Annotated in this window: 25 protein-coding genes; 16 read left to right on the top strand and 9 right to left on the bottom strand. The window is 57.5% G+C overall.

Annotated features, from left to right (window positions below; genetic code table 11):
• Positions 1 to 69: 69 nt before the first annotated feature.
• Positions 70 to 1,365: a voltage-gated ClC-type chloride channel ClcB gene (gene clcB / locus HMPREF3178_RS22890; RefSeq protein ID WP_029496814.1), complete on the top strand. Its 1,296-nt coding sequence runs from the start codon at positions 70 to 72 to the stop codon at positions 1,363 to 1,365.
• Here the strand turns inward: clcB and bioD are convergent.
• The 3 genes from bioD to HMPREF3178_RS22875 all read right to left on the bottom strand — a co-directional run bounded on the left by bioD (position 1,318) and on the right by HMPREF3178_RS22875 (position 4,388).
• The gene (gene bioD, locus HMPREF3178_RS22885; protein WP_004102470.1) at positions 1,318 to 2,013 is read right to left on the bottom strand and encodes a dethiobiotin synthase; all 696 of its coding nucleotides are present in this window, start codon (positions 2,011 to 2,013) and stop codon (positions 1,318 to 1,320) included. The genes clcB and bioD overlap by 48 nt on opposite strands.
• A gap of 127 nt (positions 2,014 to 2,140) precedes the next feature.
• Positions 2,141 to 3,361 (bottom strand): sugar metabolism global transcriptional regulator Mlc, encoded by a 1,221-nt coding sequence (gene mlc / locus HMPREF3178_RS22880; protein ID WP_004102473.1) that lies wholly within the window; start codon positions 3,359 to 3,361, stop codon positions 2,141 to 2,143.
• Positions 3,362 to 3,494: 133 nt separating this feature from the next.
• Positions 3,495 to 4,388 (bottom strand): LysR family transcriptional regulator, encoded by an 894-nt coding sequence (locus HMPREF3178_RS22875; RefSeq protein WP_070585524.1) that lies wholly within the window; start codon positions 4,386 to 4,388, stop codon positions 3,495 to 3,497.
• 116 nt (positions 4,389 to 4,504) lie between these two features.
• On the opposite strand from HMPREF3178_RS22875, the gene HMPREF3178_RS22870 reads away from it, so the two are divergent.
• Positions 4,505 to 5,755 carry an MFS transporter gene (locus tag HMPREF3178_RS22870; protein WP_004102477.1) on the top strand — a complete coding sequence of 417 codons (1,251 nt, stop codon included), beginning with the start codon at positions 4,505 to 4,507 and terminating at the stop codon, positions 5,753 to 5,755.
• Between the two features lie 35 nt (positions 5,756 to 5,790).
• On the opposite strand, the gene HMPREF3178_RS31440 is transcribed toward HMPREF3178_RS22870, so the two are convergent.
• A complete protein-coding gene (locus HMPREF3178_RS31440) occupies positions 5,791 to 5,883 on the bottom strand; it encodes a KPN_01571 family protein (RefSeq protein ID WP_004102479.1) in 93 nt (30 codons plus the stop codon).
• 336 nt (positions 5,884 to 6,219) lie between these two features.
• Here HMPREF3178_RS31440 and HMPREF3178_RS22865 point away from each other — a divergent pair, with 336 nt between their 5' ends.
• Complete coding sequence (locus tag HMPREF3178_RS22865) at positions 6,220 to 7,707, top strand: carboxypeptidase M32 (RefSeq protein WP_017145780.1); 1,488 nt, start codon at positions 6,220 to 6,222, stop codon at positions 7,705 to 7,707.
• Positions 7,708 to 7,880: 173 nt separating this feature from the next.
• Positions 7,881 to 8,249, top strand: a complete 369-nt coding sequence (gene asr / locus HMPREF3178_RS22860) for an acid resistance repetitive basic protein Asr (RefSeq protein ID WP_004102497.1) — start codon at positions 7,881 to 7,883, stop codon at positions 8,247 to 8,249.
• A gap of 146 nt (positions 8,250 to 8,395) precedes the next feature.
• Here the strand turns inward: asr and HMPREF3178_RS22855 are convergent, their stop codons facing one another.
• Positions 8,396 to 9,004, bottom strand: coding sequence for a LysE family translocator (locus HMPREF3178_RS22855; protein WP_004102499.1), 609 nt, complete (start codon positions 9,002 to 9,004; stop codon positions 8,396 to 8,398).
• A gap of 117 nt (positions 9,005 to 9,121) precedes the next feature.
• On the opposite strand from HMPREF3178_RS22855, the gene HMPREF3178_RS22850 reads away from it, so the two are divergent.
• Complete coding sequence (locus HMPREF3178_RS22850; protein WP_017145779.1) at positions 9,122 to 10,063, top strand: LysR substrate-binding domain-containing protein; 942 nt, start codon at positions 9,122 to 9,124, stop codon at positions 10,061 to 10,063.
• Positions 10,064 to 10,621: 558 nt separating this feature from the next.
• Entirely contained in the window at positions 10,622 to 11,434 is an 813-nt protein-coding gene (locus HMPREF3178_RS22845; RefSeq protein WP_017145778.1) for a trypsin-like serine peptidase, read from the top strand.
• A gap of 4 nt (positions 11,435 to 11,438) precedes the next feature.
• Here HMPREF3178_RS22845 and HMPREF3178_RS22840 read toward each other — a convergent pair whose 3' ends face one another.
• From HMPREF3178_RS22840 to mdtJ, 3 genes are all read right to left on the bottom strand, one after another.
• A complete protein-coding gene (locus HMPREF3178_RS22840) occupies positions 11,439 to 13,595 on the bottom strand; it encodes a putative bifunctional diguanylate cyclase/phosphodiesterase (protein WP_070585523.1) in 2,157 nt (718 codons plus the stop codon).
• Between the two features lie 106 nt (positions 13,596 to 13,701).
• Entirely contained in the window at positions 13,702 to 14,031 is a 330-nt protein-coding gene (gene mdtI, locus HMPREF3178_RS22835; RefSeq protein ID WP_017145776.1) for a multidrug/spermidine efflux SMR transporter subunit MdtI, read from the bottom strand.
• Positions 14,018 to 14,380, bottom strand: coding sequence for a multidrug/spermidine efflux SMR transporter subunit MdtJ (gene mdtJ / locus HMPREF3178_RS22830; RefSeq protein WP_004102515.1), 363 nt, complete (start codon positions 14,378 to 14,380; stop codon positions 14,018 to 14,020). Before mdtJ ends, mdtI begins: the two co-directional genes overlap by 14 nt.
• A 30-nt stretch (positions 14,381 to 14,410) precedes the next feature.
• Between mdtJ and HMPREF3178_RS30370 the strand changes: the two genes are divergently transcribed.
• The 10 genes from HMPREF3178_RS30370 (at position 14,411) to mdcH (ending at position 23,450) form a co-directional block, all read left to right on the top strand.
• On the top strand, positions 14,411 to 14,734 hold the full coding sequence (locus HMPREF3178_RS30370; protein WP_004102516.1) for a hypothetical protein: 324 nt from the start codon (positions 14,411 to 14,413) through the stop codon (positions 14,732 to 14,734).
• 171 nt (positions 14,735 to 14,905) lie between these two features.
• On the top strand, positions 14,906 to 15,940 hold the full coding sequence (locus tag HMPREF3178_RS22825; protein ID WP_017145775.1) for an AI-2E family transporter: 1,035 nt from the start codon (positions 14,906 to 14,908) through the stop codon (positions 15,938 to 15,940).
• Positions 15,941 to 16,399: 459 nt separating this feature from the next.
• Complete coding sequence (mdcA, locus tag HMPREF3178_RS22820; RefSeq protein ID WP_017145774.1) at positions 16,400 to 18,055, top strand: malonate decarboxylase subunit alpha; 1,656 nt, start codon at positions 16,400 to 16,402, stop codon at positions 18,053 to 18,055.
• The gene (locus HMPREF3178_RS22815) at positions 18,055 to 18,897 is read left to right on the top strand and encodes a triphosphoribosyl-dephospho-CoA synthase (protein WP_016807961.1); all 843 of its coding nucleotides are present in this window, start codon (positions 18,055 to 18,057) and stop codon (positions 18,895 to 18,897) included. Before mdcA ends, HMPREF3178_RS22815 begins: the two co-directional genes overlap by 1 nt.
• A gap of 17 nt (positions 18,898 to 18,914) precedes the next feature.
• Positions 18,915 to 19,214 carry a malonate decarboxylase acyl carrier protein gene (gene mdcC / locus HMPREF3178_RS22810; protein ID WP_017145773.1) on the top strand — a complete coding sequence of 100 codons (300 nt, stop codon included), beginning with the start codon at positions 18,915 to 18,917 and terminating at the stop codon, positions 19,212 to 19,214.
• Positions 19,207 to 20,040, top strand: a complete 834-nt coding sequence (locus HMPREF3178_RS22805; RefSeq protein WP_017145772.1) for a biotin-independent malonate decarboxylase subunit beta — start codon at positions 19,207 to 19,209, stop codon at positions 20,038 to 20,040. The genes mdcC and HMPREF3178_RS22805 overlap by 8 nt, the downstream gene beginning before the upstream one ends.
• Positions 20,040 to 20,840, top strand: coding sequence for a biotin-independent malonate decarboxylase subunit gamma (gene mdcE / locus HMPREF3178_RS22800; RefSeq protein WP_004102523.1), 801 nt, complete (start codon positions 20,040 to 20,042; stop codon positions 20,838 to 20,840). Before HMPREF3178_RS22805 ends, mdcE begins: the two co-directional genes overlap by 1 nt.
• A 128-nt stretch (positions 20,841 to 20,968) precedes the next feature.
• On the top strand, positions 20,969 to 21,928 hold the full coding sequence (locus HMPREF3178_RS22795) for an AEC family transporter (RefSeq protein ID WP_004113372.1): 960 nt from the start codon (positions 20,969 to 20,971) through the stop codon (positions 21,926 to 21,928).
• A 2-nt stretch (positions 21,929 to 21,930) separates the two neighbouring features.
• The gene (locus tag HMPREF3178_RS22790) at positions 21,931 to 22,551 is read left to right on the top strand and encodes a malonate decarboxylase holo-ACP synthase (protein ID WP_017145771.1); all 621 of its coding nucleotides are present in this window, start codon (positions 21,931 to 21,933) and stop codon (positions 22,549 to 22,551) included.
• Positions 22,548 to 23,450, top strand: coding sequence for a malonate decarboxylase subunit epsilon (mdcH, locus tag HMPREF3178_RS22785; protein ID WP_017145770.1), 903 nt, complete (start codon positions 22,548 to 22,550; stop codon positions 23,448 to 23,450). The genes HMPREF3178_RS22790 and mdcH overlap by 4 nt, the downstream gene beginning before the upstream one ends.
• Here mdcH and HMPREF3178_RS22780 read toward each other — a convergent pair.
• Positions 23,440 to 24,366: a LysR family transcriptional regulator gene (locus tag HMPREF3178_RS22780; RefSeq protein ID WP_004102531.1), complete on the bottom strand. Its 927-nt coding sequence runs from the start codon at positions 24,364 to 24,366 to the stop codon at positions 23,440 to 23,442. The two genes, mdcH and HMPREF3178_RS22780, sit on opposite strands and share 11 nt — an antisense overlap.
• Positions 24,367 to 24,403 lie beyond the last annotated feature (37 nt).

Raw genomic sequence — 24,403 nt, 5'->3', positions numbered from 1 at the left:
TTATCGCTTTTGCTTATATCTTTATATCCAGAGAAAATAAGCCATCTGTTTCGCTAATCGTATTCGCTAATGCATCGTCTTCACGCTTATCCTGATGTCCAGGTTATGTTTCGCCGTCTGGTCATTGCCATGCTGGTCGGCGTCTTCGCCGCCCTCGCGGTTGCCCTGTTCCGCCATGCAATGGCGGGACTGGAAAGCCTGTTTCTGAGCAATGACAGCGGAAGTCTGGTGAACGCCGCTGAGTCTATGCCCGGATGGCGTCGGCTGTTAACGCCAATGCTGGGCGGCCTTGCCGCAGGCGCCCTGCTATGGTTCTGGCAGCGCCGCAGTGTTGAACGTCCGCACGCGCCAACCGACTACATGGAAGCTCTCGAGACCGGCGACGGCAGGTTTGATACCCCGGCCAGCCTGGTAAAATCGCTGGCCTCTCTGCTGGTGGTCACCACCGGCAGCGCTATTGGCCGGGAAGGGGCGATGATCCTGCTGGCCGCGCTGGCCGCCTCGCTGTTCGCCCGCCGGTTTACGCCAAAAGATGAGTGGAAGCTGTGGGTCGCCTGCGGCGCCGCCGCCGGGATGGCCAGCGCATACCATGCGCCGCTTGCCGGCAGCCTGTTTATCGCCGAGATCTTATTCGGCACTCTGATGCTGGCGTCGCTTGGTCCGGTCGTCATTGCTGCGGTAACCGCCCTGCTGCTCACCAATCTGCTGAACGGAAGTTCGGCGCCGCTCTACCATGTTGAGTTTCACGCCACCCTGCGCGCGACCCACTATGGGTTAATGCTGGCAACGGGTTTGCTGGCCGGGCTTTGCGGGCCGCTGTTTATCTGGCTGATGAGCTATAGCCATCAGTGCTTTGTCCGGCTGCGTCTGTCGCCCCCCTGGCAGCTGGCGCTGGGCGGGCTTATTGTCGGCCTGCTCTCGCTTCTCGCGCCGGCCGTCTGGGGAAATGGCTACAGTGTCGTACAAAGCTATCTGCTTTCGCCGCCGCTCTTCAGCGCTATCATTCTTGTCTTTGTCTGCAAGCTGCTCGCCGTGCTGGCCAGCAGCGGTTCCGGCGCGCCGGGGGGGGTGTTTACGCCAACGCTGTTTGTTGGCCTGGGGATCGGCATGCTATTCGCCAGCCTGACGGGACTGTGGCTACCTGATTACCAGGAGATCGCGATAATGATAGGCTTAACCGGCATGGCGGCGTTTCTGGCGGCGACAACCCATGCGCCGATTATGTCCACGCTGATGATTTGTGAAATGACCGGACAGTACGTTTTACTGCCCGGTTTATTGATTGCCAGCGTACTGGCATCGGTGCTGTCGCGGACGTTACGCCGGGATTCTATCTACCGCCATCATCTCGCCGAGCATCGATAAGTCGATATACTGGCTCAGTTCGCGCTGTTCCGCGCGCGGCAAGTAAGGCAATTCACCGATGAGCGGCGCTGGCAGTTTTTTGCTCAGCACATCGATAATTTCAGCATAATGCGCCAGGCCCGGATTAATACGATTGGCAACCCAGCCAATCAGCGGCAGGCCGTCGTTAGCGATAGCCTGTGCGGTCAGCAAGGCATGGTTGATGCAGCCTTCCTGAATCCCCACCACCATCAGCACCGGCAGCTGTTCCTGTACCACCCACTCCGACAGCGGACGCAGATCGTTCATCAGGCTGCGCCAGCCTCCGGTACCTTCGACCACCACATGCTCAACCTGCGCGCTCATGCGCTGCAGGCCGTCCGACAACAGACCGTAGTTGATTGGGCAACTATGCGCCACGCTGCTTTCATCTTCGCTTAACGCGATGGGATTGACAGCATCATACGGTAACACCAGCGATGACACGCTCTGTAAAACCAGCGCATCTTTGTTCCGCAGTCCGTCCGGCGTCTCTTTACTGCCCTTCGCCACAGGCTTGTACCCGGCTACGCTTTTGCCGCTGGCAGCGAGTGCCTGCAACAGCGCACGGGAAACGACTGTCTTGCCGACAGAAGTGTCAGTACCTGTTATGAAGAAACGCTTAAACATCACTAACCCCACAGTTATGTTGATGAAATATACGGGAGAGAAATAATCAACTGTGGAAAAAGTCTACGCGATGCCATCGAGGGCGGGCTTGAGATAGCGCAATTTTTGGTGTGAATATGAAAAAATGTTAACCCTGTAACAGTCGTATGAGCAACGATCCGTTATAGAGGGCATCCTTTACCAGAGCCGCACCAGCCATCGTTCCCCGGTTAGAAAACTGCGTGCTTTCAACGGCAATATGTCGGCTGTAGGCCGGTAACGATTGTTGTCGAATGCAATCAGATATTGCCGGAAATAAAATATCAGCGGCGAGGTTGAAAGGTGAACCGATAAGGATTTTCTGCGGGTTAAAGAGGTTAACCATAATCGCCAGAATCCGCCCAACGTGGTTCCCGACGCCGCTGATAATGTCGCGGGCAAGTAAATCCCCCTGCAGCGCGGCCTCACATAGCCACTCGACGCTGAGCGGCTGCTGATGCAGCATTGAGCTCATCGACTTGGCCATGCGGATCTGCGCCAGTTCCAGCACGCTCTCGACGCTGGCAATGGTTTCCAGACAGCCATGGTTGCCGCAATAGCAGCGTTTACCATACGGGTCGACCTGAGTGTGGCCGATTTCAACCAGACTGCTGCTGCCCGCGTGCAGCAGACGACCGTCGGTGATCACCCCCGCCCCCACGTTGTGGTCGATAACCACCTGAATCACATCGCGCGCCCCCCTGGAGGCGCCAAACAGCGATTCGGCCATGGTCCAGGCGCTGATGTCGTGCTGAATATAGACCGATACGCCGGTATGATTGGCTAAAATCTCGCCCAGCGGCATATCCTTAACGTCTTCATAAAATGGCATCCGGTGAATAATACCGTGCTCGGTGTCGATAATTCCCGGCATAGTGACGGCAATGGCGGTTAAACGCTCCAGCTTCTTTTGGTGACGAATAAAGAACTGGTCTACGTGATCGAGGAGCCGCGTCGCAAAGGGCTGGACGTGTTGTAATGCCAGCTCCAGCTGCTCTTCCACCACCAGCGCGCTGCTCAGATCGCGAAGCGCGAGGTGGATTTCGCCGCGGCTGATGCGGATTGAGAGGTAGTGCCAGGCTTCGGTTTCCACCATCAACCCTACGGCGGGCCTTCCACGGCTTCCCGGCTCCTGGATTTCCGTTTCCTGAACCAGATGCGCTTCCAGCATTTCGCGGACGATTTTAGTGATACTGGCAGGCGCGAGCTGCGCGAAGCGCGAGAGGTCGATGCGCGACACCGGGCCAAGCTGATCAATCAGGCGATAAACTGCGCCCGCGTTGGTCTGCTTTATTTGATCGATATGGCCTGGCTGACTGTCCGCTACCACCGTTGACTCCCTTTATTTTCGCGCTTCGAAATAAACTGAGGGCTATGGTGAAGCACTTCAACGGTACTCGTCAAATTTTTACTTAGCCTTGTGATTTACCGCACATTTTTAGCCCTGATTTGTCTTAAATGCATCACCTGGCGCTGGCCAGCAGCGATTCGCGAAAACGGCGCGCCGCCTGACCCTGCTCACGATGCTTAGACCATACCAGCCACATTTCCGAGACCGCATCCTGCTGTTCGATGGGCAACCAACACATTTCCGACAGCTGAACCCGCCGGAATGAGGCCGGTAAAATCGACACGCCAAGCCCGGCGGCAACCAGGCCGATAATGGTCATGGCTTCCCCCACCTCCTGGGTGATGACCGGCGTCAGGTCGTGGCGGCGCATTAACCCCAGAATATCGTCATACAGTCCGGTACCAACATGAGGATCAAAAAAGACGAACGGCTCCCGCGCCAGCTCCCGCAGGCTAACGCCAGGCTGGCTCGCCAGCGGATGGTCCCGGGGCACCATCGCCAGCAGCGGTTCACGCAGCACTCTTTCCCAGACCAGCGTTTCCGGCAGTTGGGTGTTACGCATCAGCCCCAGGTCCAGCGCCCCTTCGTTTAGCGGCACAATCTGCTCGCGAGTGTTGGTTTCCCGCGTCTGAATATGCACATCCGGATAGCGATGGCGGAAGGTCGACAACGTGTCCGATACCGCCTTAATAAAGGGAGCCGACGAAGTAAAGCCAATGCGTAGTTCACCGGTCTCGCCGTGGTGAAGACGAGCGGCCCGCGCGGCGGCATCTTCCACCTGCGAGAGGATCTGCCGACTATCGGCGAGAAACTGCTTGCCGGCATCCGTCAGGCTAACGCTGCGGTTGGTACGAGCAAACAGACGTGCGCCAATTTGCTGCTCAAGGATTTGAATCTGCTGGCTAAGCGGCGGCTGAGATATGTTCAACCGCGCCGCCGCATGACCAAAATGGAGTTCTTCCGCCACCGCAATAAAGTAGCGCAGATGACGCAGCTCAATATTCATATTTAAAACGTCTTATTTGAGATTATTAATATATTAGACAGAATATTTACATTTTCATACCCTTAATAAATGCCCTGCAAGGTCATTTAACTCTGTATATCAGCAAGGATTTTTCCGTGAGCCGTACAACTACCGCTGACGCCGTCCCGGCAAGCGACGTCAGCGACACCATCGCTCCTCAGCCAAACCAGTTTATCAAACGCGGCACTCCGCAATTTATTCGCGTTACGCTTGCGCTCTTCTCTGCCGGACTGGCGACTTTCGCGCTGCTTTATTGTGTTCAGCCGATCCTGCCCGTGCTCTCCACTGAATTCGGCGTCTCACCAGCCAGCAGCAGTATCTCGTTGTCCATCTCCACCGCCATGCTGGCGGTCGGCCTGCTGTTTACCGGCCCGCTCTCTGACGCGATTGGCCGCAAACAGGTAATGGTGACGGCGCTGGTGCTGGCTTCCTGCTGCTCCCTGCTGTCGACGATGATGTCCAGCTGGCACGGGATCCTGATTATGCGCGCCCTGATTGGTCTGTCGCTGAGCGGCGTGGCGGCGGTCGGCATGACCTACCTGAGCGAAGAGATCCATCCCAGCGTGGTGGCGTTCTCGATGGGGCTGTATATCAGCGGTAACTCCATCGGCGGCATGAGCGGTCGTCTGCTGACCGGTGTATTCACAGATTTCTTCGGCTGGCGGATTGCGCTGGCGGTCATCAGCGGCTTCGCCCTTGCCGCAGCACTGATGTTCTGGCGCATCCTGCCGGAATCGCGCCACTTCCGTCCGACCTCGCTGCGACCAAAAACGCTGCTGATCAACTTTCGTCTGCACTGGCGCGATCGCGGGCTGCCCCTGCTGTTCCTCGAAGGTTTTTTGTTAATGGGGTCCTTCGTCACTCTGTTTAACTATATTGGCTATCGCCTGATGCTCTCGCCGTGGTCATTAAGCCAGGCGGTCGTAGGCCTGCTTTCGGTGGCCTATTTAACCGGAACATGGAGCTCGCCAAAAGCCGGTGCGATGACCGTGCGCTATGGCCGCGGCCCGGTGATGTTGTTTTCCACGGCGGTTATGCTCGGCGGGCTGTTGATGACGTTATTCTCATCGCTGTGGCTGATTTTCATCGGCATGCTGCTGTTCTCTGCGGGATTTTTCGCAGCCCACTCGGTCGCCAGCAGTTGGATCGGCCCACGAGCCCGCCGCGCGCGTGGCCAGGCCTCGTCGCTCTATTTATTCAGCTACTATCTGGGATCCAGCATGGCGGGGACATTAGGCGGCGTGTTCTGGCATAACTACGGCTGGAACGGCGTTGGCGGGTTTATTGCGCTGATGCTGCTGGCTGCGCTGCTTACCGGCGCCTGTTTGCACAAGCGCCTGAAGTAACGCGGGCTTGCGTGGCCTGAAGCGGGCCACGCAGTTCACCACATTCCCAGTACCGACGACATGCCCATCAGTTCTCTGACGGCGTCCATAGAAAGCAGTGCGATAAACAGCCAGGTAAACGGATTCATAATCCACCTCACATCAGCGGCCTGTCTATGTTTATATTTTAGCCAACCACAGAGAAAGAAACTGCTATTTTGCGCACATCCGGATTATTTCGAGCCAAACATAAAATACGCAATCGATTAATCATGACATTATGCTGATGAACCGTCCGGGCAATCACTTACCCGTCTGTACCACCTTACTCCATTAGGGTAGCTGTGGTCAGATGGTCAATTCCAGCGCTGCCTGACGTCCAGGTCAGCATCACCCCGGTTTTTCATTGTGGGAAAGGTAAAGGAATTGTGATGGAATACTCCTCATTCTCACCTATGCAAACGCAGCCAACAGGATCCGACAATATGGAAAAAAGCTCGCCGTATCAGTCACTTGTAAAGACCTTTCAGCGCCTTTCCCGCTTTTCGCATCTCTCCGCCATCGCCGGCTGGGACATGTTCACCATGATGCCGCCCGGCGGCAGCGCGGCCCGCGGCGAAGCGCTGGCTGAGCTTGGCGTTTTGCAACATCAGATTCTGACCGATAAAAAAGTGGGCGAATGGCTGCGCAATGCGCTTCAGGAAGAGCTGAACGATGCTGAGCAGGCAAACCTGCGCGAGATGACCCGCCAGTACGAGCAGGCGGCGCTGCTGCCGGAAAGCCTGGTGGAAGCGAAATCGCTGGCGGGTAGCCGCTGCGAGCACGCCTGGCGCAGCCAGCGTCCGGCGAACGACTGGCAGGGTTTTGCTGAAAACCTGCGGGAAGTGGTCAAGCTGAGCCGCGAAGAGGCGCAGATTCGCGCCGCGGCAAAAGGCTGCTCCCGCTATGACGCGCTGCTGGATATTTTTGAACCGGATATGACCAGTACGCGTCTTGATGTGCTGTTCGCTGACCTCAAGTCATGGCTTCCCACGCTGCTGGAGAAAGTGGTTGAAAAGCAGGCGCAAACGCCGCTCATCGAACCTCAAGGGCCGTTTCCGATTGCTGACCAGCGCGAACTGGGGCTGGAAGCGATGCGCGTGCTGGGCTTTGATTTTGATGGCGGACGGCTGGATATCAGCGCCCACCCTTTCTGCGGCGGCGTGCCCCAGGACGTGCGTATCACCACGCGCTACAACGAGAACGATCTGCTCAGCGCGCTGTTTGGCGTGATTCATGAAACCGGTCACGCACGCTACGAACAAAATCTACCGCGTAACTGGATCGATCAGCCCATCGCTCTCGCCCGCTCTACCGCAATCCACGAGTCGCAAAGCCTGTTTTTCGAAATGCAGCTCGGCCGCAGCGAAGCCTTTCTGCAACGCCTGCTGCCAACGGTACGCCGGTACTTTGGCGAGCAGCCGGCCTTTAGCCGCGACAACTTTATCGCCTGGAATCAACGCGTCAAACCGGGCTTTATCCGCGTCGACGCCGACGAGGTGAGCTATCCGGCGCACGTCATTCTGCGCTACGAAATTGAACGTGCGTTGATTGATGGCGATATCGAGGTTGATGATATTCCGGCGCTGTGGGATGAAAAAATGCAGCACTGGCTGGGACTGTCTACTACCGGCAACTATCGGGACGGCTGTATGCAGGATATCCACTGGACCGATGGCGGTTTTGGCTACTTCCCGTCCTACACGCTGGGCGCTATGTACGCCGCTCAGCTGATGGCTTCCGCCAGACGGGCGCTACCGCAGCTAGAAAGCGATATCGCCAACGGTAACTTTACCGCCCTCTTCGATTGGCTGCGGCAGAATATCTGGCAGCACGGCAGCCGTTTCACCACCTCGCAGCTGATACAGCATGCGACCGGGGAAGACCTTAACAGCGACTTTTTCCGCCAGCACCTCACCTCGCGGTATCTGTAAGCTACGGACGTCGGGCCGCTCCCGGCGCCCAATTTTCCCTGGTGAGAGCAGGTTGTACATACGGTTACACGCCGATACCAAACACTCACGGAAACCTCGATAAGACAAGCATATAGTTCTTTCAACGGCCCCGCAGTGGGGTTGAAACAAGAAACCTTTTCGAGGATATCAGAATGAAAAAAGTATTAGCTCTGGTCGTTGCCGCTGCTATGGGTCTGTCTTCTGTCGCTTTCGCTGCCGATGCCGCCACCACCGCCACTCCGGCTCCGGCTGCTGCAACTCACAGCACCACCGCTAAAGCGACCCATCACAAGAAACACCATAAAGCCGCTGTTAAACCGGCTGCAGAGCAGAAAGCGCAGGCGGCTAAAAAGCACAAGAAAGCAGAAGCTAAACCGGCTGCCGCCCAGAAGGCTCAGGCCGCCAAAAAACACAAAAAGGCCGCCGCTAAACCGGTAGCTCAGAAAGCCCAGGCTGCGAAAAAGCACCACAAAACCACCGGGCACCATACCGCTAAAGCTGCTGCCCAACCGGCTGCTTAATCTCCCGGGTGAGATTGATTGATATAATACCGGCGCTGGCTTCAGCGCCGTTTTTTTCCGGAGAGCACTATGCTGCGGCGCTACCGTTTTGAGCTCATCCTGATCCTGCTGATTATCTGCGCGCTGGTCGCCAGCCGTTTTTTCCTCTACTGAAGACTTAGCTGCCAGAGGTTGTAGCCCAGGCCGTAAAGCGCCAGAATTAGCAGGAAAAACGCCGACACCGTTGTTAATCGCTGGGCGTAACGCGCCGTTAACCAACGACGAACCGCCAGAATATAGAGCGTAAGCACGCCTAAGTCGATCATCACCCATACCGCCGTCAGGAGCCCCAGGCTCAAACCGAAGCTGTCGGTTACAGAAATAAACTGCGGAAAAAACGCGGCAAAAAACAGGATATCTTTGGGATTGCTTAACGCGGTCGCAAATCCTGCCATCACCCCACTACGCTTTTTCAATGCATCCTGCGTCACCGGCTCTGCACGTAACATCCCCAGCGCAAGTCGAATAATAAACAGCGACCCGATCGTCGCCATCAGCGTTAGCGCGCGTGGATCAAGCGCCACTATGCCGTTCAGCATCGCAGCAGCAGCGGCCAGCAGCACTAAAGAAGCCAGATTCCCGCCAATCATCGTGCGCACCGCACTGGCAAAGCCTTCCCGCGCCGCCGCGCCGGTCACTAACACCACCACCGGCCCCGGGGTGGCAATAAGCGCCAGTACCGTCAAAGAGTAGGCCGTCAGCAAAGAGATATTCATGATTTAAACTCACCATTTCCCAATTAAAACCCTATCTTCCTCTCTGATTTCAGAGTTGAAAAACGACTTATAGTGAGTTTGAATGTGAGTTTTACTCAATATTGAAAATCTCTGCCAATGTCTATGCCGCCGCTCTACGCACTGCGCGCTTTTGAAACCGCCGCTCGGCTTGGTTCGTTTAGTCAGGCCGCCGCGGCGCTGCACGTCACGCCCGGCGCCGTCAGTCGCCACGTCAGCACCCTGGAGTCATGGTTTGCATGCCGGCTTTTTGTTCGCCATGGCCCAAAGGTCACGCTTACCGATGCCGGCTATCAGCTGGCGAAGGCGCTGAATGAGAGTTTTTCATCGATAGACCGGGCCTGCCAGACCCTGCGTCGTCAGGCAGGCAAGCTACGGCTGAAGGCGCCGTCAACGCTTACGATGCGCTGGCTATTGGACGTCCTGCAACAGTTTCGCCAGCAGCACCAGCGACCGGAAGTGGAAATGAGCAGCCTGTGGATGGATCGCGACAGCGTCGATTTTACTCAGGAGCCATTCGACTGCGCAATCCTCCTGGGAGATGGCAATTTTGGCAATAATAACTGCTGCAGCCTGCTTTTTGCCGAATGGTTAATCCCGCTTTGCGCACCGGGGATGATGCAGCAGGCCAGGCAAGATTTAGCGGCCTGCACGCTGATACATCCGTCCACCGATCGCCGTGACTGGCGGCGCTGGCTCGAGCATTATGAGCGACCTGCGCCGGATATTGCTCAGGGCATCGTCTTTGATACCCTTGAGCAAGGCACCATGGCGGCGATGAGCGGGCACGGCGTCAGCATTGGCGATCTGCTGCTTAATCTACCCGCGATACGCGCCGGGCTGCTGGCCTTACCCTTCCCGACGGCGGTAACTACCGGCGAAGGCTACTATTTTGTCTGGCCGAAAAACCCTCTCAGCCCACAGCCCATCGCTTTACTGCATCACTTTTTAAATCAGCATATCCCCGGCCCGCTCCCCGATAATATTCTCCGCCGGGGAGAGGAGCCCGAATTAGAGAACGTGAACCGCGGCAACCAATAGATAACCCGTAGCGCCCCAGATCATCGCGGATACGACCGAAACATAAACTAATGCGCGAATACCTTGTTTAGACATAAATCCTCCCGTACATCGGGTGTTAGACATTGCAGATATCATCGCCGGGATAACATCTCTTTTTGCTCAACAAGCGGGTAGCAATAACAACGTTTACGGTGAGAAAATGTTTCACTTTGAAAGTAAGTAAGAAACAGGTAAAGAAGTGCGTTTTTCCTGTGAAGAAATTGCATATTTTACCCAATAGCGGCTTTTTTTTCTGAATGGACTTAAGAATAAGCTGAAGCGGAAATCAGGTTATGTTCCCTCATCTGATGTACGTTCGGATACACGATTTAAGTTGCTTCCGCCGCCCTTTTCTGCGGAAATAGCGCCGCGGCCAAACAGCGTTAACATCTTGAAATAACACCATTGATCCGTCATGAAGGCGCGTTTTTGGCTGGATTAGCCCGCCGTCTGGCTTAATTAAAATTGTTCTTAACTTTCATAAACTTAAATCTGCTGCTACTTTCAATAGACATAATTATCTCCCCAGAGAGTGATATGCGTAGAGACGTACTGTTATTACTGTGTTCGATCTGTCTTTTCCCTGCGCTGGTGCAGGCCGATGATGATGGCATGAGTGCGAAAGATATTAAGACGCTGTTTTTTGGTCATGACGACCGTAAACCCGTCAGCAATCCCACAGACGATCCCTGGGATGCTATCGGGCAGCTGGAAACCGCCAGCGGTAATCTCTGTACCGCCACGCTGATTTCCCCCAATCTGGCGCTCACCGCCGGGCACTGTCTGCTTACGCCACCTAAAGGTAAGCCAGACAAACCCGTCGCGCTGCGTTTTATCTCGCGTAAAGGCGGCTGGGTGTACGAAATTCACGGTATCGAAGGTCGGGTAGATCCTTCACTGGGCAAACGGCTTAAGGCAGACGGCGATGGCTGGATAGTTCCCAGCGCCGCGGCGCCATGGGATTTTGGCCTTATCGTGCTGCGCTACGCTCCTTCCGGCATTACGCCGGTGCCGATTTTTAGCGGCAGCAAAACCGATCTGACCGCCGCGCTTAAAACCGCCGAACGAAAAGTGACTCAGTCTGGCTATCCGGAAGATCATCTGGATAATCTCTACACCCATCAGGATTGCGTGGTCACCGGCTGGGCGCAGGCATCGGTGCTCTCCCATCAGTGCGATACGCTGCCGGGCGATAGCGGCTCGCCGCTGCTGCTGAAAACTGATGATGGCTGGCAGGTGATTGCGGTTCAAAGCTCGGCGCCTGGACCAAAAGATCGCTGGCGAGCGGATAACCGCGCCATCTCGGTGACCGGTTTTCGCGATAAGCTGGAAGCCCTGGCCGCCCAGTAAGCGGTCAGCCCTGCTGCTGGCGCAGTTGCAGTAACGACGTGGCGGGCATCGGTTCGCTAAAATAGTAGCCCTGCAATCTGTCGCGTCCCGCCCGCCGCAGCAGCGCCAGCTGTTTTTGATTCTCTACGCCTTCCGCCACCACCGTGATGTCCAGCGCCCCGGCAATTCTCACGGTACCGCGCACCAGCTCTGCGGCCTGGGTATCAACATCCACCAATCCGGCCAGCGATTTATCGATCTTGAGGCTGTCGAAGCTGAAGCTGCGTAAGTAGCCGATGCTGGAGTAGCCGGTACCAAAATCGTCGAGCGCTACCGCGATACCCAGCGATTTTAAATTTTTAATCGCCGTTCTCGCGCGGTCGGGATTCTCCAGAACATAGCTCTCGGTAACCTCAAGCTGAAGGCGACGGGCCGGAAAATGGCAGCGTCCCAGCACCTGGACCACCCGCGACTCGAACTCCGGGTCGCGGAACTGCGCCGGGGAGATATTTACCGACAGAAGCAGATCGCCTAACGGCTGCAGATCGCTGCAGGCGCGATGCAGGACAAATTGACCGAGGGCGTATATCAGGCCGCTGCTTTCGGCGATACCGATAAACGCATCCGGCGGCAGCGCCCCCTGCGGGCGTCGCGGCCAGCGCAGCAGCGCTTCCACACCTTCCATCACCAGCGTATCAGCGTTGACGATCGGCTGATACCAGACATCGAACTCTTCGTTCTCCAGTCCCTGACGAATGCCATTCTCGATATTGAGCTGATACTGCCGCGCGTCGCTGAGCGCGTCGTCATACCAGGTGGTACGCCCTTTGCCAGTCTTTTTAGAGTGGTACATGGCAATATCGGCGCGACGAAAAAGCTCCGTGCTGGAGCAGCTTGCCGGCACGCCGCTGGCAATACCGATACTGGCGCTGATATAGATTTTGCGTCCGCTCAGGATAATCGGTGCGTTTAACAGTTCCAGCACCGCGCGGGCAAAGACCGAAGCCTGATTGGCCGCCTCTGCGCCGCTTATCGTCATTGCGAACTCGTCGCCCCCCATCCGCGCCAGCATCCCTTCCGGGGGAACCCGCTCCCGCAGCGCCTTCGCTATATGCAGGATCAGCGCATCGCCGACGTCGTGACCGTAGTTATCATTAACGTCCTTAAAGCCGTCGAGATCGATAAACACCACGCTTTGCGTCTGATAGCGCGAATTTTCACAAACCTGATTAAGCCGTTCGATCAGCGCCCGCCGGTTAGGCAGGCGGCTCAGCCAGTCGGTCATGGCGTTATGACGCGCCACGCTTTCGCCGCGCGCCAGTTTGTACAGTCCGAGGCAGCTGAACAGGATAAACAGCAGGATTAGCCCTGCCGCCACCGCTGCAATCAGCCGAATGCTGTTCGATGCCGCCCGCGACGCTTCGGCGCCGGGCAGGCCGGGCTGCCAGCTCAGGTAGCCCACGGTTTCCCCGGCCTGGGTACGTAGCGGAATGCTGTATTCGCCGCCGGTCTGGGTGACGTGCAGATTGCGAATCTGGAACGTATCGCCAAGACGTTCAAGCATTTGCGGGTTGATATGGCGGGTAATCACCAGATAGCGGCGGGTATCATCAAACACCTGCAGGCGTCCGACCGTCGGACGGATCAGGCCGATGCCGATAAAAGCAATACCGGCGCGGGTGCGGGTAATGCCTGCCCAGGCGCTTTTACCGCTGCGCAGCGCGGCGGCATGCTGGGAAATAAGCGCGTGGAAGCCGCTGCCGAGAAACTGCGTATCCTGCCCGGGGAAGGGCTGGCTGCGAAACGATCCCCACAGTACGCGGTAGTGCTGATCGAGTACGAAAGTACCGTCATAGAGATTGTTAATCTTGAAACCAGAACCCCAGGAATTATAGAGCCACTGCGGATCGAGCCTTCCGGCATAGGTCTGACTCACGGCATCATCCCAGACGGAATTATCCAGAACCAGCGACAGCACGCGGTTAACCGACGTCTGCACCGCGCCATTAACCGATAAAACGGAGCGATGCTTATCAATTTCGTTCGCTTTCTGGCCAATCAGATGCTGGGAGAGATAGAGCAGAAAAACCACCGACACGATGAGGCCGATCCCGGCGAAAAAGATCATGATGGAAAGCGTTCTGGCGGAGGGAATATTGCGCCAACCTGGCAAGTGAATCATGTTCTGCCCTCATCACGGCCGGTGGCTAAATTGCCCGAACAGGCTCATTTTTTAAGCGTAATACAGAGAGCAGATTTTGCCGCCCGCATTCGCAGGCGGCATCATATCAGGCGAGTTTAATTAACACCATGCCGGCCACCAGCAGGATCACCCCGATCCAGCCTTTATGGTTCAAACGCTGGCCAAACAGCACCCAGCCGGCGGCAATGGTCGCCGCGATACCGAAACCGCCCCACAACGCATAGGCTACCGACAGGTCAATCCCCTTGACCGCCTGCGAGAGCGCGCTAAAGGCGCCAAGCACCGCAGCCAGCGACATCACGCCATAGAATTTACGGCGAAAGCCGTCGGAAAACTTAAGAAAAACGTTGGCGATAATTTCCAGCGCAATCGCCAGCGCCAGCCAGGCGGCGTGGATCCACTCAAACTGTTGCATGCGCTTTCTCCTTGCCTGGTTTTACCGCTTTCTGCGTCCCGGATTTGATCAAGACAATCCCGGCGACCAGGGTGACCAGCCCGGCGATTTTTATCATCGACAGCGTCTCATCAAACAACAGGACGCTAAAAATGGTGATCAGTAAAATCCCAATCCCTTCCCACAGGGCGTAGGCTACGCCGAGGGCGATTTTTTTCACCGCGAACGCGAGAAAAATATAGGAAAGCGCGATCATAACCAGCATTAAAATAAAACCAGTATGCCCGCCGCTTACGCTTGCCCATTTCATCGACAAAGTGCCGGTAATTTCAGCAACGATAGCTAAAGCTAATAAAATCCAATAAAACATGATTCCTTCTCCTGCTTGAGAATATAATCCATGACGGCTTACTGCGAAGTAAACCGGAAAAATTCTGACGTTAATTTAGCCGTGCGCAGCGCGCCAGCTCAGGCAGAGAGAAGAAAACTAAAGCGCCGAGCGCCAGTGCTGCTCGCCGAGGAAGCGGGAGTTGAAGAGGGATACTGCAGGGTGATAAGAAATATACATCCTGAACTGATTGTCCATAAAATTACAATTATCCGCGGTATTGCTTCTCATCATTTGCGGATGAAAATTGTCCTCTGTAGTTATACACACGCAGATTTGTACCATAACGCCACATTTAACTCAAAGTCTTTGCAGTTCTTTACCTCGGATATTTGATTTGGATTAGCTTTTTACTGGGGTGTTCGCCATTATGATAGCGTTTCGTCAATTATTTATTCATGGGTCGCGCTTTTCATTTTAACCAACGCGACGCGTTGAGACGCTGTCTTTGCCAGCGTCTACAATAAACGCATATTAGACCCCATTTTTTCTCTCGCAGGGAGCGGTATGGCCAAACCCATCATTACGCTTAACGGCTTAAAAATTGTCATCATGCTTGGCATGATGGTGATCATCCTGACTGGTATTCGCTTCGCGGCGGATATTATCGTTCCTTTTATTCTGGCGATCTTTCTGGCGGTAGTGATTAACCCGCTGGTTCAGCTCATGGTGCGCTGTCGGGTGCAGCGGGTACTGGCTATTTCGCTGCTGGTCGGCGTCATTGTCCTGCTGGCCGTGGTGCTACTGGCCTCGCTGGGCACCTCGCTTAACGAACTGGCGCGCACGCTGCCGCAGTACCGCAATTATCTTTATGAACCGATGCAGACTATCGCGCCCTGGCTGCAGCGCTTCGGCTTTACCGTCTCAGTGGTAGAGCTTAATAAGTACATTGACCCCAACGCGGTGATGACGCTGGTGACCAGTCTGCTTACCCAGCTTTCAAACGCCATGTCCTCTATCTTCCTGCTGCTGCTGACGGTGGTGTTTATGCTGCTGGAGGTCCCGCAGCTTCCGGCAAAGCTGCAGCAGCTGATGTCGCGGCCGGTGGAAGGCATGGGCGCGATTCAACGGGCGCTGGATAGCGTCTCCCACTACCTTGTATTAAAAACCGCCATCAGCCTGGTGACCGGACTGGTGGTCTGGGGAATGCTGGTGCTGCTGGACGTTCGTTTTGCCTTTATGTGGGGGCTGCTGGCTTTTGCTCTCAACTATATTCCGAATATTGGCTCGGTCCTCGCGGCGATCCCGCCGATTTTACAGGTGCTGGTCTTCGGCGGTCTGTACGAAGCGCTGGTGGTCCTGGCGGGCTATCTGGTGATTAACCTGGTGTTTGGCAACATCCTTGAACCGCGCATTATGGGCCGCGGGCTGGGGTTATCGACGCTGGTGGTCTTCCTGTCGTTGATTTTCTGGGGCTGGCTGCTGGGTCCGGTAGGGATGCTGCTTTCGGTACCGCTGACGATCATTGTCAAAATCGCCCTCGAACAGACGGTGGCCGGGCAGAGTATTGCCTTTCTGCTGAGTGATTTGAGTAAAAACTAACGACATTGCACGCGCTATTCCCGGAGGCGATGCTGCGCATCTGTCCGGGCTACCGGCCCGCAGACGGCTGTGAACCCGTAGCCCGGGCAGGCGCTTTGCGCCGCCCCGGGGGGACTGACTGCGGAGTGGCAAAACTTCCCGGAGGCGATGCAGGCGCATCTGTCGGGCTACTGGCCTACAAGCGGCTGTGAACCCGTAGCCCGGCTAAACGCAGTGCGAGCCGGGGAGAAGCTGCGCCACCGGAAAATTCCCCCACTCTTCACTTTTATCTCTACGTCGCCTCCTCGTAGACCAATCATTCACTATCATTATTGATCGCCATCACATCGCTGCTCCACCAATCATTACTCTTACGCTAACGATTCTCCATCGGCCTTAATTGATGCCCGCCACGTCGCGACGCACACTTATTCCCACACCAGGACAATCAAAACGATTCGTCGAATCAGGAGGTTAATAATGAGTGCCGAACAAACGACGGGACGCGTCTGGAACCGTCGCCGTACGGAAAAACAGCGGCGACTGGCCGAGGCCAGAGTCTCAGGCAAAGTGATCCCCACCGACCAGCTGGTTGCGGTCCTTGAGCAGCTGCTGGCCCCCGGCGACCGCGTGGTGCTGGAAGGTAACAACCAGAAACAGGCTGATTTCCTCTCGCGGATGCTGGCGGAAGTTAACCCGCAAAAAATTCACGACCTGCATATGATTATGCCGAGCGTCGGGCGCAGCGAGCACCTGGACCTCTTCGAAAAAGGTATCGCCCGCAAGCTCGATTTCTCCTTCTCCGGTACTCAGAGCCTGCGTATTTCGCAGCTGCTGGAAGATGGCCTGCTGGAAATCGGCGCTATCCACACCTATATCGAGCTTTATTCCCGTCTTTATGTAGACCTGTCGCCGAACGTCGCGCTGATCGCCGGTTATAAAGCCGACCGCAAGGGCAACCTGTACACCGGGCCGAGCACCGAAGACACTCCGGCGCTGGTAGAAGCCGCCGCGTTTCATGACGGCATCGTTATTGCCCAGGTTAACGAACTGGTGGATGACGAATGCGATCTGCCGCGCGTGGATATCCCCGGTTCGTGGATTGACTACGTAGTCGTCGCGGATAAACCGTTCTTTATCGAGCCGCTGTTTACCCGCGATCCGCGCCTGATTAAACAGGAACATATCCTGATGGCGATGATGGCGATTAAAGGCATCTACGCCGAGCATCAGGTGCAATCCCTGAACCACGGGATCGGCTTTAACACCGCCGCCATCGAACTGCTGCTACCAACCTACGGCGAACAGCTCGGTCTGAAGGGTAAGATCTGTAAACACTGGACGCTGAATCCGCACCCGACGCTGATTCCGGCGATTGAAAGCGGCTGGGTAGAGAGCGTCCACTGCTTCGGCGGCGAGCTGGGGATGGAAGAGTACATTCGCGCGCGTCCGGATATCTTCTTTACCGGCGCCGACGGCTCCATGCGCTCCAACCGCGCCTTCTGCCAGCTTGCGGGACAGTATGCGGTAGATATGTTTATCGGTTCGACCCTTCAGGTTGACGGCTACGCTAACTCCTCCACGGTGACCCGCGGCCGCCTCTCCGGCTTCGGCGGCGCGCCGAATATGGGCCATGATCCGCACGGTCGCCGCCACGCCACGCCAGCATGGCTCAACATGATTACCGAACCGGACCCGATGCAGCGCGGTAAAAAGCTGGTGGTACAGATGGTGGAAACGTTCCAGGCGGGCGTGAAACCGACCTTCGTGGAAAAACTTGACGCCGTTGAAGTCGCCAAAACCTCCGGGATGCCGCTGGCGCCGGTAATGATTTACGGCGATGACGTTACCCATGTACTGACCGAAGAAGGCATCGCCTATCTCTATCGGGCGGAAAGCCTTGAAGAGCGCCGGGCTATGGTAGCCGCCGTGGCCGGGATCACCGATATCGGTCTCGGCGTTGATGCCAAACGCGTGGCCGCACTGCGCCAAAGCGGCAAAGTCATGTATCCGGAGGATATCGGTATCCGCCGCAGCGATGCCACCCGCTCCCTGCTTGCCGCCGGTAGCGTGGCCGATCTGGTTGAGTGGTCCGACGGTCTGTACAACCCACCGGCAAAATTCCGGAGCTGGTAATGAAAAAACTCTCTCCCCAGTTTGCTGAAACCCGGGCCCGCTGGCTGGCCCATACCGCCAGCGCCTGCCTCGTTGACGAGGCGCGACTCAGCCCTAAACCGGGCCTGGTCGATAGCCGCGGCAACGGCGCGCATCAGGATCTGAGCCTGGCGCTGATGGAGCGTTCAGCCCGCAGCCTGCAGCCAACGTTTCATGCGCTGGCCCAGCAGAGCTGGCTGCGGCCGGCGGACGTTGCCCTGCGTGAAACCGTTGGCCGGCTGGGCCGCGAAGGCGAAGCGCAGATGATGCAGGCGACTGCCGGGGTCAATACCCATCGCGGCGCTATCTGGGCGCTGGGCCTGCTGGTCAGCGCGACGGCGATGCTGGGAGGAGAGGGTCATGCACAGAGGATTGCGGAAACCGCCGCCGCCCTCGCCCGTCTGCCGGATGCCTGCGCGCCGAAAACTTTCAGTAAAGGCCTGCGCGCCAGCCGCCGCTGGCAGGTTCCGGGCGCGCGGGAAGAAGCGCAGCGCGCTTTTCCGCACGTCACTACCCTTGCCCTGCCGCAGCTATTGCGCAGCCGGGCCGAGGGAGCCAGTGAAGAGCAGGCCCGGCTTGATGCGCTGATGGCGATTATGACTTCGCTTAGCGATACCTGCGTGCTCTCCCGCGCCGGAATGGCGGGCCTTGAAGCGATGCGGCAAGGCGCTGGCGAGGTGCTGGCAGCGGGAGGATGTGCGACAGCCAGGGGACGCGCCGCGCTGGCGCGTCTTGATGCGCAGATGCTGGCGCAGAACGCCTCGCCGGGTGGCGCGGCGGATCTTCTTGCCGCCACCCTGTTTCTCGACCGGGTTTCCGCTTAACGCATTCAGAGGATGTTATGGAACAGATTAAATTGTCATTCCCTGCCAACCGCGCCTTCAGCGGCAAAGCGCTGGCAGGCGTTGTAGGCTCCGGCGATATGGAAGTGCTCTATACCGCCGGACAGAGCGATACGCTTAACGTAGAAATCACCACCTCCGTGGACAACAGCCAGGCGCGCTGGAACGCGCTATTCGAACGGCTGAGCCTGATTAACGGCCTGCCCGGCGGACAGCTGATCATCCACGACTTCGGCGCCACGCCCGGCGTCGCGCGGATCCGTATTGAACAGGTTTTTGAGGAGGTGGCTCATGCGTAACGATCGCAGCTTTATTGAACTCCGCGCTCGTGAACGCGCCCGCACCCTGCTGGATGACGGCAGCTATCGCGAACTGCTGGATCCTTTCGACGGCATCATGTCGCCGTGGCTCGGCGCGCAGGGCATCGTCCCGCAATCCGACGACGGTATGGTTGTTGCAAAAGGGACCATCAATGGCCAGCCGGCGGTGGTGATTGCCATTGAAGGTACCTTCCAGGGCGGCAGCATGGGTGAGGTCTCCGGCGCGAAAATGGCCGCCGCCCTTGAGCTGGCGGCGGAAGATAACCGCAACGGTATTCCCACTCAGGCCGTGCTGTGTCTGGAAACCGGCGGCGTGCGCCTGCAGGAAGCCAACCTGGGCCTTGCTGCCATCGCCGATATTCATGCCGCAATAGTCGACCTGCGCCGCTATACCCCGGTGGTCGGCATCGTTGCCGGCACCGTCGGCTGCTTCGGCGGAATGTCCATCGCCGCGGCGCTGTGTAGCTACCTGATTGTCACCCGTGAAGCGCGTCTGGGCCTCAACGGGCCGCAGGTTATCGAGCAGGAAGCGGGGATTGAAGAGTATGACTCCCGCGACCGTCCGTTTATCTGGAGCATGACCGGCGGCGAAATTCGCTACGCCAGCGGCCTGGTCGATGCCCTGGTAGGCGATGGTATCAACGCGGTGAAAAGCGCGATGAACGAGGCGATCGCCAAAGGCGTGCCCGCGCAGCATCGCAGCGACACATATGAAGATTTCCTGACCCGTTTGACCCGATTCGATACCCGCCAGCAGGCGGACACCGCGCAGATCAAACAGCTATTCGCCCGGGAGGTGAAATAATGAGCCAGTTCACTAATCGCGCCGCGCTGTGGCTAAATCAGCTGGCGCCGAATGCCCCGCTAATGACCGGTCTGTGCCCATCGGTGCAGGTTGCCGACGCCGATTTTAACGGTGAAAGCGCCCGTTTTATCGCCGTGGTACCGGATGCTAATAACCATTACCCACGCGCCGCTCAGGGTGAAGTTGGCCTGCTCGAAGGCTGGACGCTGGCAAAAGTGGTCAACGAAACCCTCGACGCCGATGCCGATAAAACGGTGAAGCGCCCGATTATCGCGGTTATCGATGTCCCCAGCCAGGCCTATGGCCGTCGCGAAGAAGCATTTGGTATTCATCAGGCGCTGGCTGGCGCCGCAGGCGCATACGCGAAGGCGCGTCTTGCCGGGCATCCGGTGATTGGCCTGATCGTCGGCAAAGCGATGTCCGGGGCGTTTCTCGCCCACGGCTACCAGGCTAATCGACTGATCGCGTTTAACGACGCCGGGGTACTGGTGCATGCGATGGGTAAAGAGTCGGCCGCGCGGATCACCCTGCGTACCGTTGAAGCGCTGGAGAAACTGGCGGCAACCATTCCGCCTATGGCCTATGACGTCAGCAACTACGCGACGCTCGGCCTGCTCTCCGCTCTGCTGGATATCAGTAATCCTGACGCACCGGACGCCCGCGATCTGACGCTGGTCACCGATACCCTGCGCGACGCCATCGCTGACGCCCGCCGGGATGCCTCACTGAAGTGCCGCCTTGGCGCGGAGAACCGCCGTAGTTCCCAACTAGTACGCGATCGCATGCGCGCCAGCTGGTAGTCAGTCCCTAAGTAGAAGAAAACCTGCCGGAAGCGGCCACCCGGGGCGCCATCGAGCGCTCCGGGAAGGAACCGCTTTTAGAAATTATAACAATCGCGCCAGTACTCTTTTTCATTTACAGGTGATATATGACTTATGTGATTATTCATGCCCTCGCGCCGATTTTTGTCATCATGCTGCTGGGCTTCTGGGCCGGCAAGGCCAAAATGGTCGATAACAAAAACGTCTCTTTACTCAATATTTTCGTGATGGATTTTGCCCTCCCCGCGACGCTGTTTAGCGCCACGGTGCAAACCCCATGGAACGGTATCGTCGCGCAATCGCCGCTGGTACTGGTACTGACCGGAGCCATGTGGATTACCTATGCGGCCATCTACTTCCTCGCTACCCGCGTATTCAAGCGCTCGCCGCAGGATGCCGCCGTGTTGACCCTGACCGTAGCGCTGCCTAACTACGCCGCCCTTGGTCTGCCGATTCTGGGCAGCGTGCTCGGCGAAGGCGCATCAACATCCCTCTCCGTCGCCGTTTCCATCGCTTGCGGCTCGGTACTGATGACGCCGTTCTGTCTGCTGATTCTGGAGCGTGAAAAAGCGCTTGCCGCCGGCGAGAACAGCGGTTCGACGCTGGCGATGCTGCCGGTACTGATGTGGCGTTCAGTGAAAAAACCGATAGTCTGGGGGCCTCTGCTGGGGGTTGTCCTTTCGGCGATCGGTCTCAAAATGCCGGATCTGCTGCTGGCCTCTATTAAACCGCTGGGCCTGGCGGCGACCGCCGCGGCGCTGTTCTTGACCGGTGTCATTCTGTCGGCGCGTAAGCTGCAGCTCAATGCGCTGATTGCCACTTCCACTCTCGTCAAACTGCTGGTTCAGCCGTTTATCGCCTGGGGTCTGGTGATGCTGCTGGGGCTGCACGGTTCTATCGCCATTACCGCCATTCTGATGATTGCGCTGGCGGCCGGTTTCTTCGGCGTGGTCTTCGGCAACCGCTTTGGCGTACAGTCGCCGGATGCGGAAGCGGTGCTGCTGTTAAGCTCGGTTCTGTGTATCCTGTCGCTGCCGCTGTTTATCACTTTAACTTCAGGGATCTAACGATGCTATCAACGCCGCGTCCTCACGATTTAGTCTGGTTGAATAGTGCCGCCGCGCTGGAGGCGATCGAGGAACATTGGGTCGCTCAGCACTGGCGCACCAGCCTGCCGGTGGTGGTACGACGCGACGTTGACGTCAGCGCCCGCATTCCGGTGGGCGTGCGGGGCATGAAGCGCGAACAGCGCGCTGCGGGGTGGGTACGGATGGAGAATATCGTCCGAACCATTACCCCGGAAACGCTCGCCGATCGCCTGCTGCTTCTGCGTTCGCCGTTTGTCTCTCAGCCGCCGGTTCAGGCGGCGATATCACTGACCTTGCACGACTGGCCGTGGCGCTGGGGCATTACCGGCAGTACCGGCTATGCGCTGGCCACCGAAATTCCCGTGCTTCACGCCGCCAGCGATCTCGATCTGCTGATCCGCGCGCCGCAGCCGCTCGACCGCGAAGCGCTGCTCGCCTGGCAGTCCCGCGTCGCCCGTCTGCCCTGCCGGGCGGATACCCAGGTCGAAACGCCCGCAGGGGCATTCGCGTTAAACGAGTGGCTGCGAGATGGCCGCGCCCTGCTGAAAACGTCCCGCGGCGCGCGCCTGACCGCTACGCCATGGAACAGGGAGGAAGCATGAAAATTCTCTTTACCTTTCCCGGTCAGGGAAACCAGCGGCCGTATATGCTCGCCGCCCTTCCCGACCGCCAGAACATCCTTGCCGAGGCGCGTACCGTGCTCGGCGATGAAGTAGACCATTTAGATACCGCCGCTGCGTTAAAACATACCCGTGCAGTGCAGCTGTGCTTGCTGATCGCAGGCGCAGCCTGGGCGCGGGAGCTACAGCGTCAAGGTGTGAAGCCGGACATGGTTAGCGGCCTGTCGATAGGGGCTTTCCCGGCGGCGGTCATTGCCGGCGCGCTGGATTTCACCGACGCCCTGCGGCTGGTGGCGCTGCGCGGCGATTTAATGGAGCAGGCTTATCCCCACGGCTATGGGCTTACCGCGATTATGGGCCTGACGCTCAACCGCGTGGAAAAGCTGATTGCCGATAGCGACCTCTATATTGCCAACCTTAACGCTGAAACGCAGATTGTCATTGCCGGACGCGACGACGAGATGGCCCGCGTGGCTCAGCTGGCGCTGGCGGCTGGCGCCAGTAAAGCTCAGCGGCTGGCGGTTAGCGTCCCTTCCCACTGCGCGCTGCTGAATGAACCGGCGGCTAAGCTGGCAAAAGCCTTCGCTGACGTCACGCTGCAACGACCGTGCTGTGCGTATCTGAGCGGCTCCACGGCGCGCGTTTTATGGGACCCATTAAAAATCGCCGACGATCTGGCGCTGAATATGGCGCGAACCGTGCGCTGGCAGGAAGCGATGATCGCCGCTGATGAACGGGACGCGCGGCTGGCAATCGAGATGCCGCCCGGCGGCGTGCTAACCTGCCTCACCCGCCAGGCGGGCTGGCGGGGAGAGAGCATTTCGCTGGAGCGCAGCGGTATCGACGTCGCCCGTCACTTGGCAAACCGGCTTAATGGCTAAGGCTGCGGGCGTACATCCGCCCTTCCGCCGCCAGCGCCAGCAGGTCGGCGTCGCGCTCGCGATGGTGTGAGTAGACAATGGAGATCAGCTGGCGCATCTGATAGGGCTCCGCCAGCTTCAACAGCTGAACGTCATTTTCATACACCTTTTTCATTCGTCCCGGCAGTAGCGCAAAGCCCACGCCCGCCTGCACCAGGCTAATCATCGAAAAAATATCGTTAACCCGGGTGACGATTTCAGGTTGAAATCCCGCCACCTGAAAAGCGTCCTGAAATCCGGCATAGGTGGCAAACCCTTCCGCCAGAGAAACGAATTTACGCCGCGCATAGTCGCGCAGCTCGGCGGGCGTTGAGGTGTCCAGTTGTTCCGTCGCCGGGGCGGCAAGAAAGATATCATCCTCAAACAGCGGGACCACATCAAAAGCTGAATTGTTGAATTCACCTTCGTTGGTGGCGATCAGGATCGCATCGAGCGCGTCATCTTCCAGCATATCCAGCAGCATCTGATTGGAACCCATGGTGAGATCCAGTTCCAGTTCCGGCCGCCGCAGCTTCATGCCCATAATAATGCGCGGTACGGTTTCAAGGGTCAGAGAGTAAAGCGTGCCGATTCGCAGCCGCCCTTGTCCGACACCCGCAACTTTACGCGTAGCTTCCAGTCCGCGGGTCATCAGGCTGATCACGTCCTGGCAGTACTCCAGCAGCGTCCACGCCGCCGGGAGGGGCAGCAGGTTGCGCCCTTTATGAATAAACAGCGGGCAGCCAACGCCCTCTTCCAGCGTATGCAGCGCCCGGTGGACGCTGACGCCGCTCAGCTGCATTGATTCTGCGGTTCGGGCAATATTGCCCTTTGCCATAAACATCATAAATACCGACAGCTTGCGGAAGGTGATGTCCTGATTAATATCGTCTTTCATTGCCCCGGGCTCCGCTTTTCGGTCTTCATTCGCATTT

Origin of the sequence: Klebsiella sp. HMSC09D12 (assembly GCF_001808475.1) — a bacterium.
GTDB lineage: Bacteria > Pseudomonadota > Gammaproteobacteria > Enterobacterales > Enterobacteriaceae > Klebsiella > Klebsiella oxytoca.
This window is presented reverse-complemented; position numbering and strand designations above follow the sequence as displayed.

Excerpts from the sequence above, each read along its gene's own strand:
- mdcC (WP_017145773.1), top strand. The coding sequence starts at position 18,915 with ATGGAACAGATTAAATTGTCATTCCCTGCCAACCGCGCCTTCAGCGGC.
- HMPREF3178_RS22845 (WP_017145778.1), top strand. The coding sequence starts at position 10,622 with ATGCGTAGAGACGTACTGTTATTACTGTGTTCGATCTGTCTTTTCCCT.
- HMPREF3178_RS22855 (WP_004102499.1), bottom strand. The coding sequence starts at position 9,004 with ATGAATATCTCTTTGCTGACGGCCTACTCTTTGACGGTACTGGCGCTT.
- bioD (WP_004102470.1), bottom strand. The coding sequence starts at position 2,013 with ATGTTTAAGCGTTTCTTCATAACAGGTACTGACACTTCTGTCGGCAAG.
- HMPREF3178_RS22780 (WP_004102531.1), bottom strand. The coding sequence starts at position 24,366 with ATGAAAGACGATATTAATCAGGACATCACCTTCCGCAAGCTGTCGGTA.
- HMPREF3178_RS22840 (WP_070585523.1), bottom strand. The coding sequence starts at position 13,595 with ATGATTCACTTGCCAGGTTGGCGCAATATTCCCTCCGCCAGAACGCTT.
- mdcH (WP_017145770.1), top strand. The coding sequence starts at position 22,548 with ATGAAAATTCTCTTTACCTTTCCCGGTCAGGGAAACCAGCGGCCGTAT.
- mdcE (WP_004102523.1), top strand. The coding sequence starts at position 20,040 with ATGAGCCAGTTCACTAATCGCGCCGCGCTGTGGCTAAATCAGCTGGCG.
- HMPREF3178_RS22875 (WP_070585524.1), bottom strand. The coding sequence starts at position 4,388 with ATGAATATTGAGCTGCGTCATCTGCGCTACTTTATTGCGGTGGCGGAA.
- HMPREF3178_RS30370 (WP_004102516.1), top strand. The coding sequence starts at position 14,411 with ATGACGGCTTACTGCGAAGTAAACCGGAAAAATTCTGACGTTAATTTA.
- HMPREF3178_RS22805 (WP_017145772.1), top strand. The coding sequence starts at position 19,207 with ATGCGTAACGATCGCAGCTTTATTGAACTCCGCGCTCGTGAACGCGCC.
- mdtI (WP_017145776.1), bottom strand. The coding sequence starts at position 14,031 with ATGCAACAGTTTGAGTGGATCCACGCCGCCTGGCTGGCGCTGGCGATT.
- HMPREF3178_RS22795 (WP_004113372.1), top strand. The coding sequence starts at position 20,969 with ATGACTTATGTGATTATTCATGCCCTCGCGCCGATTTTTGTCATCATG.
- HMPREF3178_RS22865 (WP_017145780.1), top strand. The coding sequence starts at position 6,220 with ATGGAAAAAAGCTCGCCGTATCAGTCACTTGTAAAGACCTTTCAGCGC.
- mdcA (WP_017145774.1), top strand. The coding sequence starts at position 16,400 with ATGAGTGCCGAACAAACGACGGGACGCGTCTGGAACCGTCGCCGTACG.
- HMPREF3178_RS22790 (WP_017145771.1), top strand. The coding sequence starts at position 21,931 with ATGCTATCAACGCCGCGTCCTCACGATTTAGTCTGGTTGAATAGTGCC.
- HMPREF3178_RS31440 (WP_004102479.1), bottom strand. The coding sequence starts at position 5,883 with ATGAATCCGTTTACCTGGCTGTTTATCGCACTGCTTTCTATGGACGCC.
- HMPREF3178_RS22825 (WP_017145775.1), top strand. The coding sequence starts at position 14,906 with ATGGCCAAACCCATCATTACGCTTAACGGCTTAAAAATTGTCATCATG.
- asr (WP_004102497.1), top strand. The coding sequence starts at position 7,881 with ATGAAAAAAGTATTAGCTCTGGTCGTTGCCGCTGCTATGGGTCTGTCT.
- clcB (WP_029496814.1), top strand. The coding sequence starts at position 70 with ATGCATCGTCTTCACGCTTATCCTGATGTCCAGGTTATGTTTCGCCGT.
- HMPREF3178_RS22850 (WP_017145779.1), top strand. The coding sequence starts at position 9,122 with ATGTCTATGCCGCCGCTCTACGCACTGCGCGCTTTTGAAACCGCCGCT.
- HMPREF3178_RS22815 (WP_016807961.1), top strand. The coding sequence starts at position 18,055 with ATGAAAAAACTCTCTCCCCAGTTTGCTGAAACCCGGGCCCGCTGGCTG.
- mdtJ (WP_004102515.1), bottom strand. The coding sequence starts at position 14,380 with ATGTTTTATTGGATTTTATTAGCTTTAGCTATCGTTGCTGAAATTACC.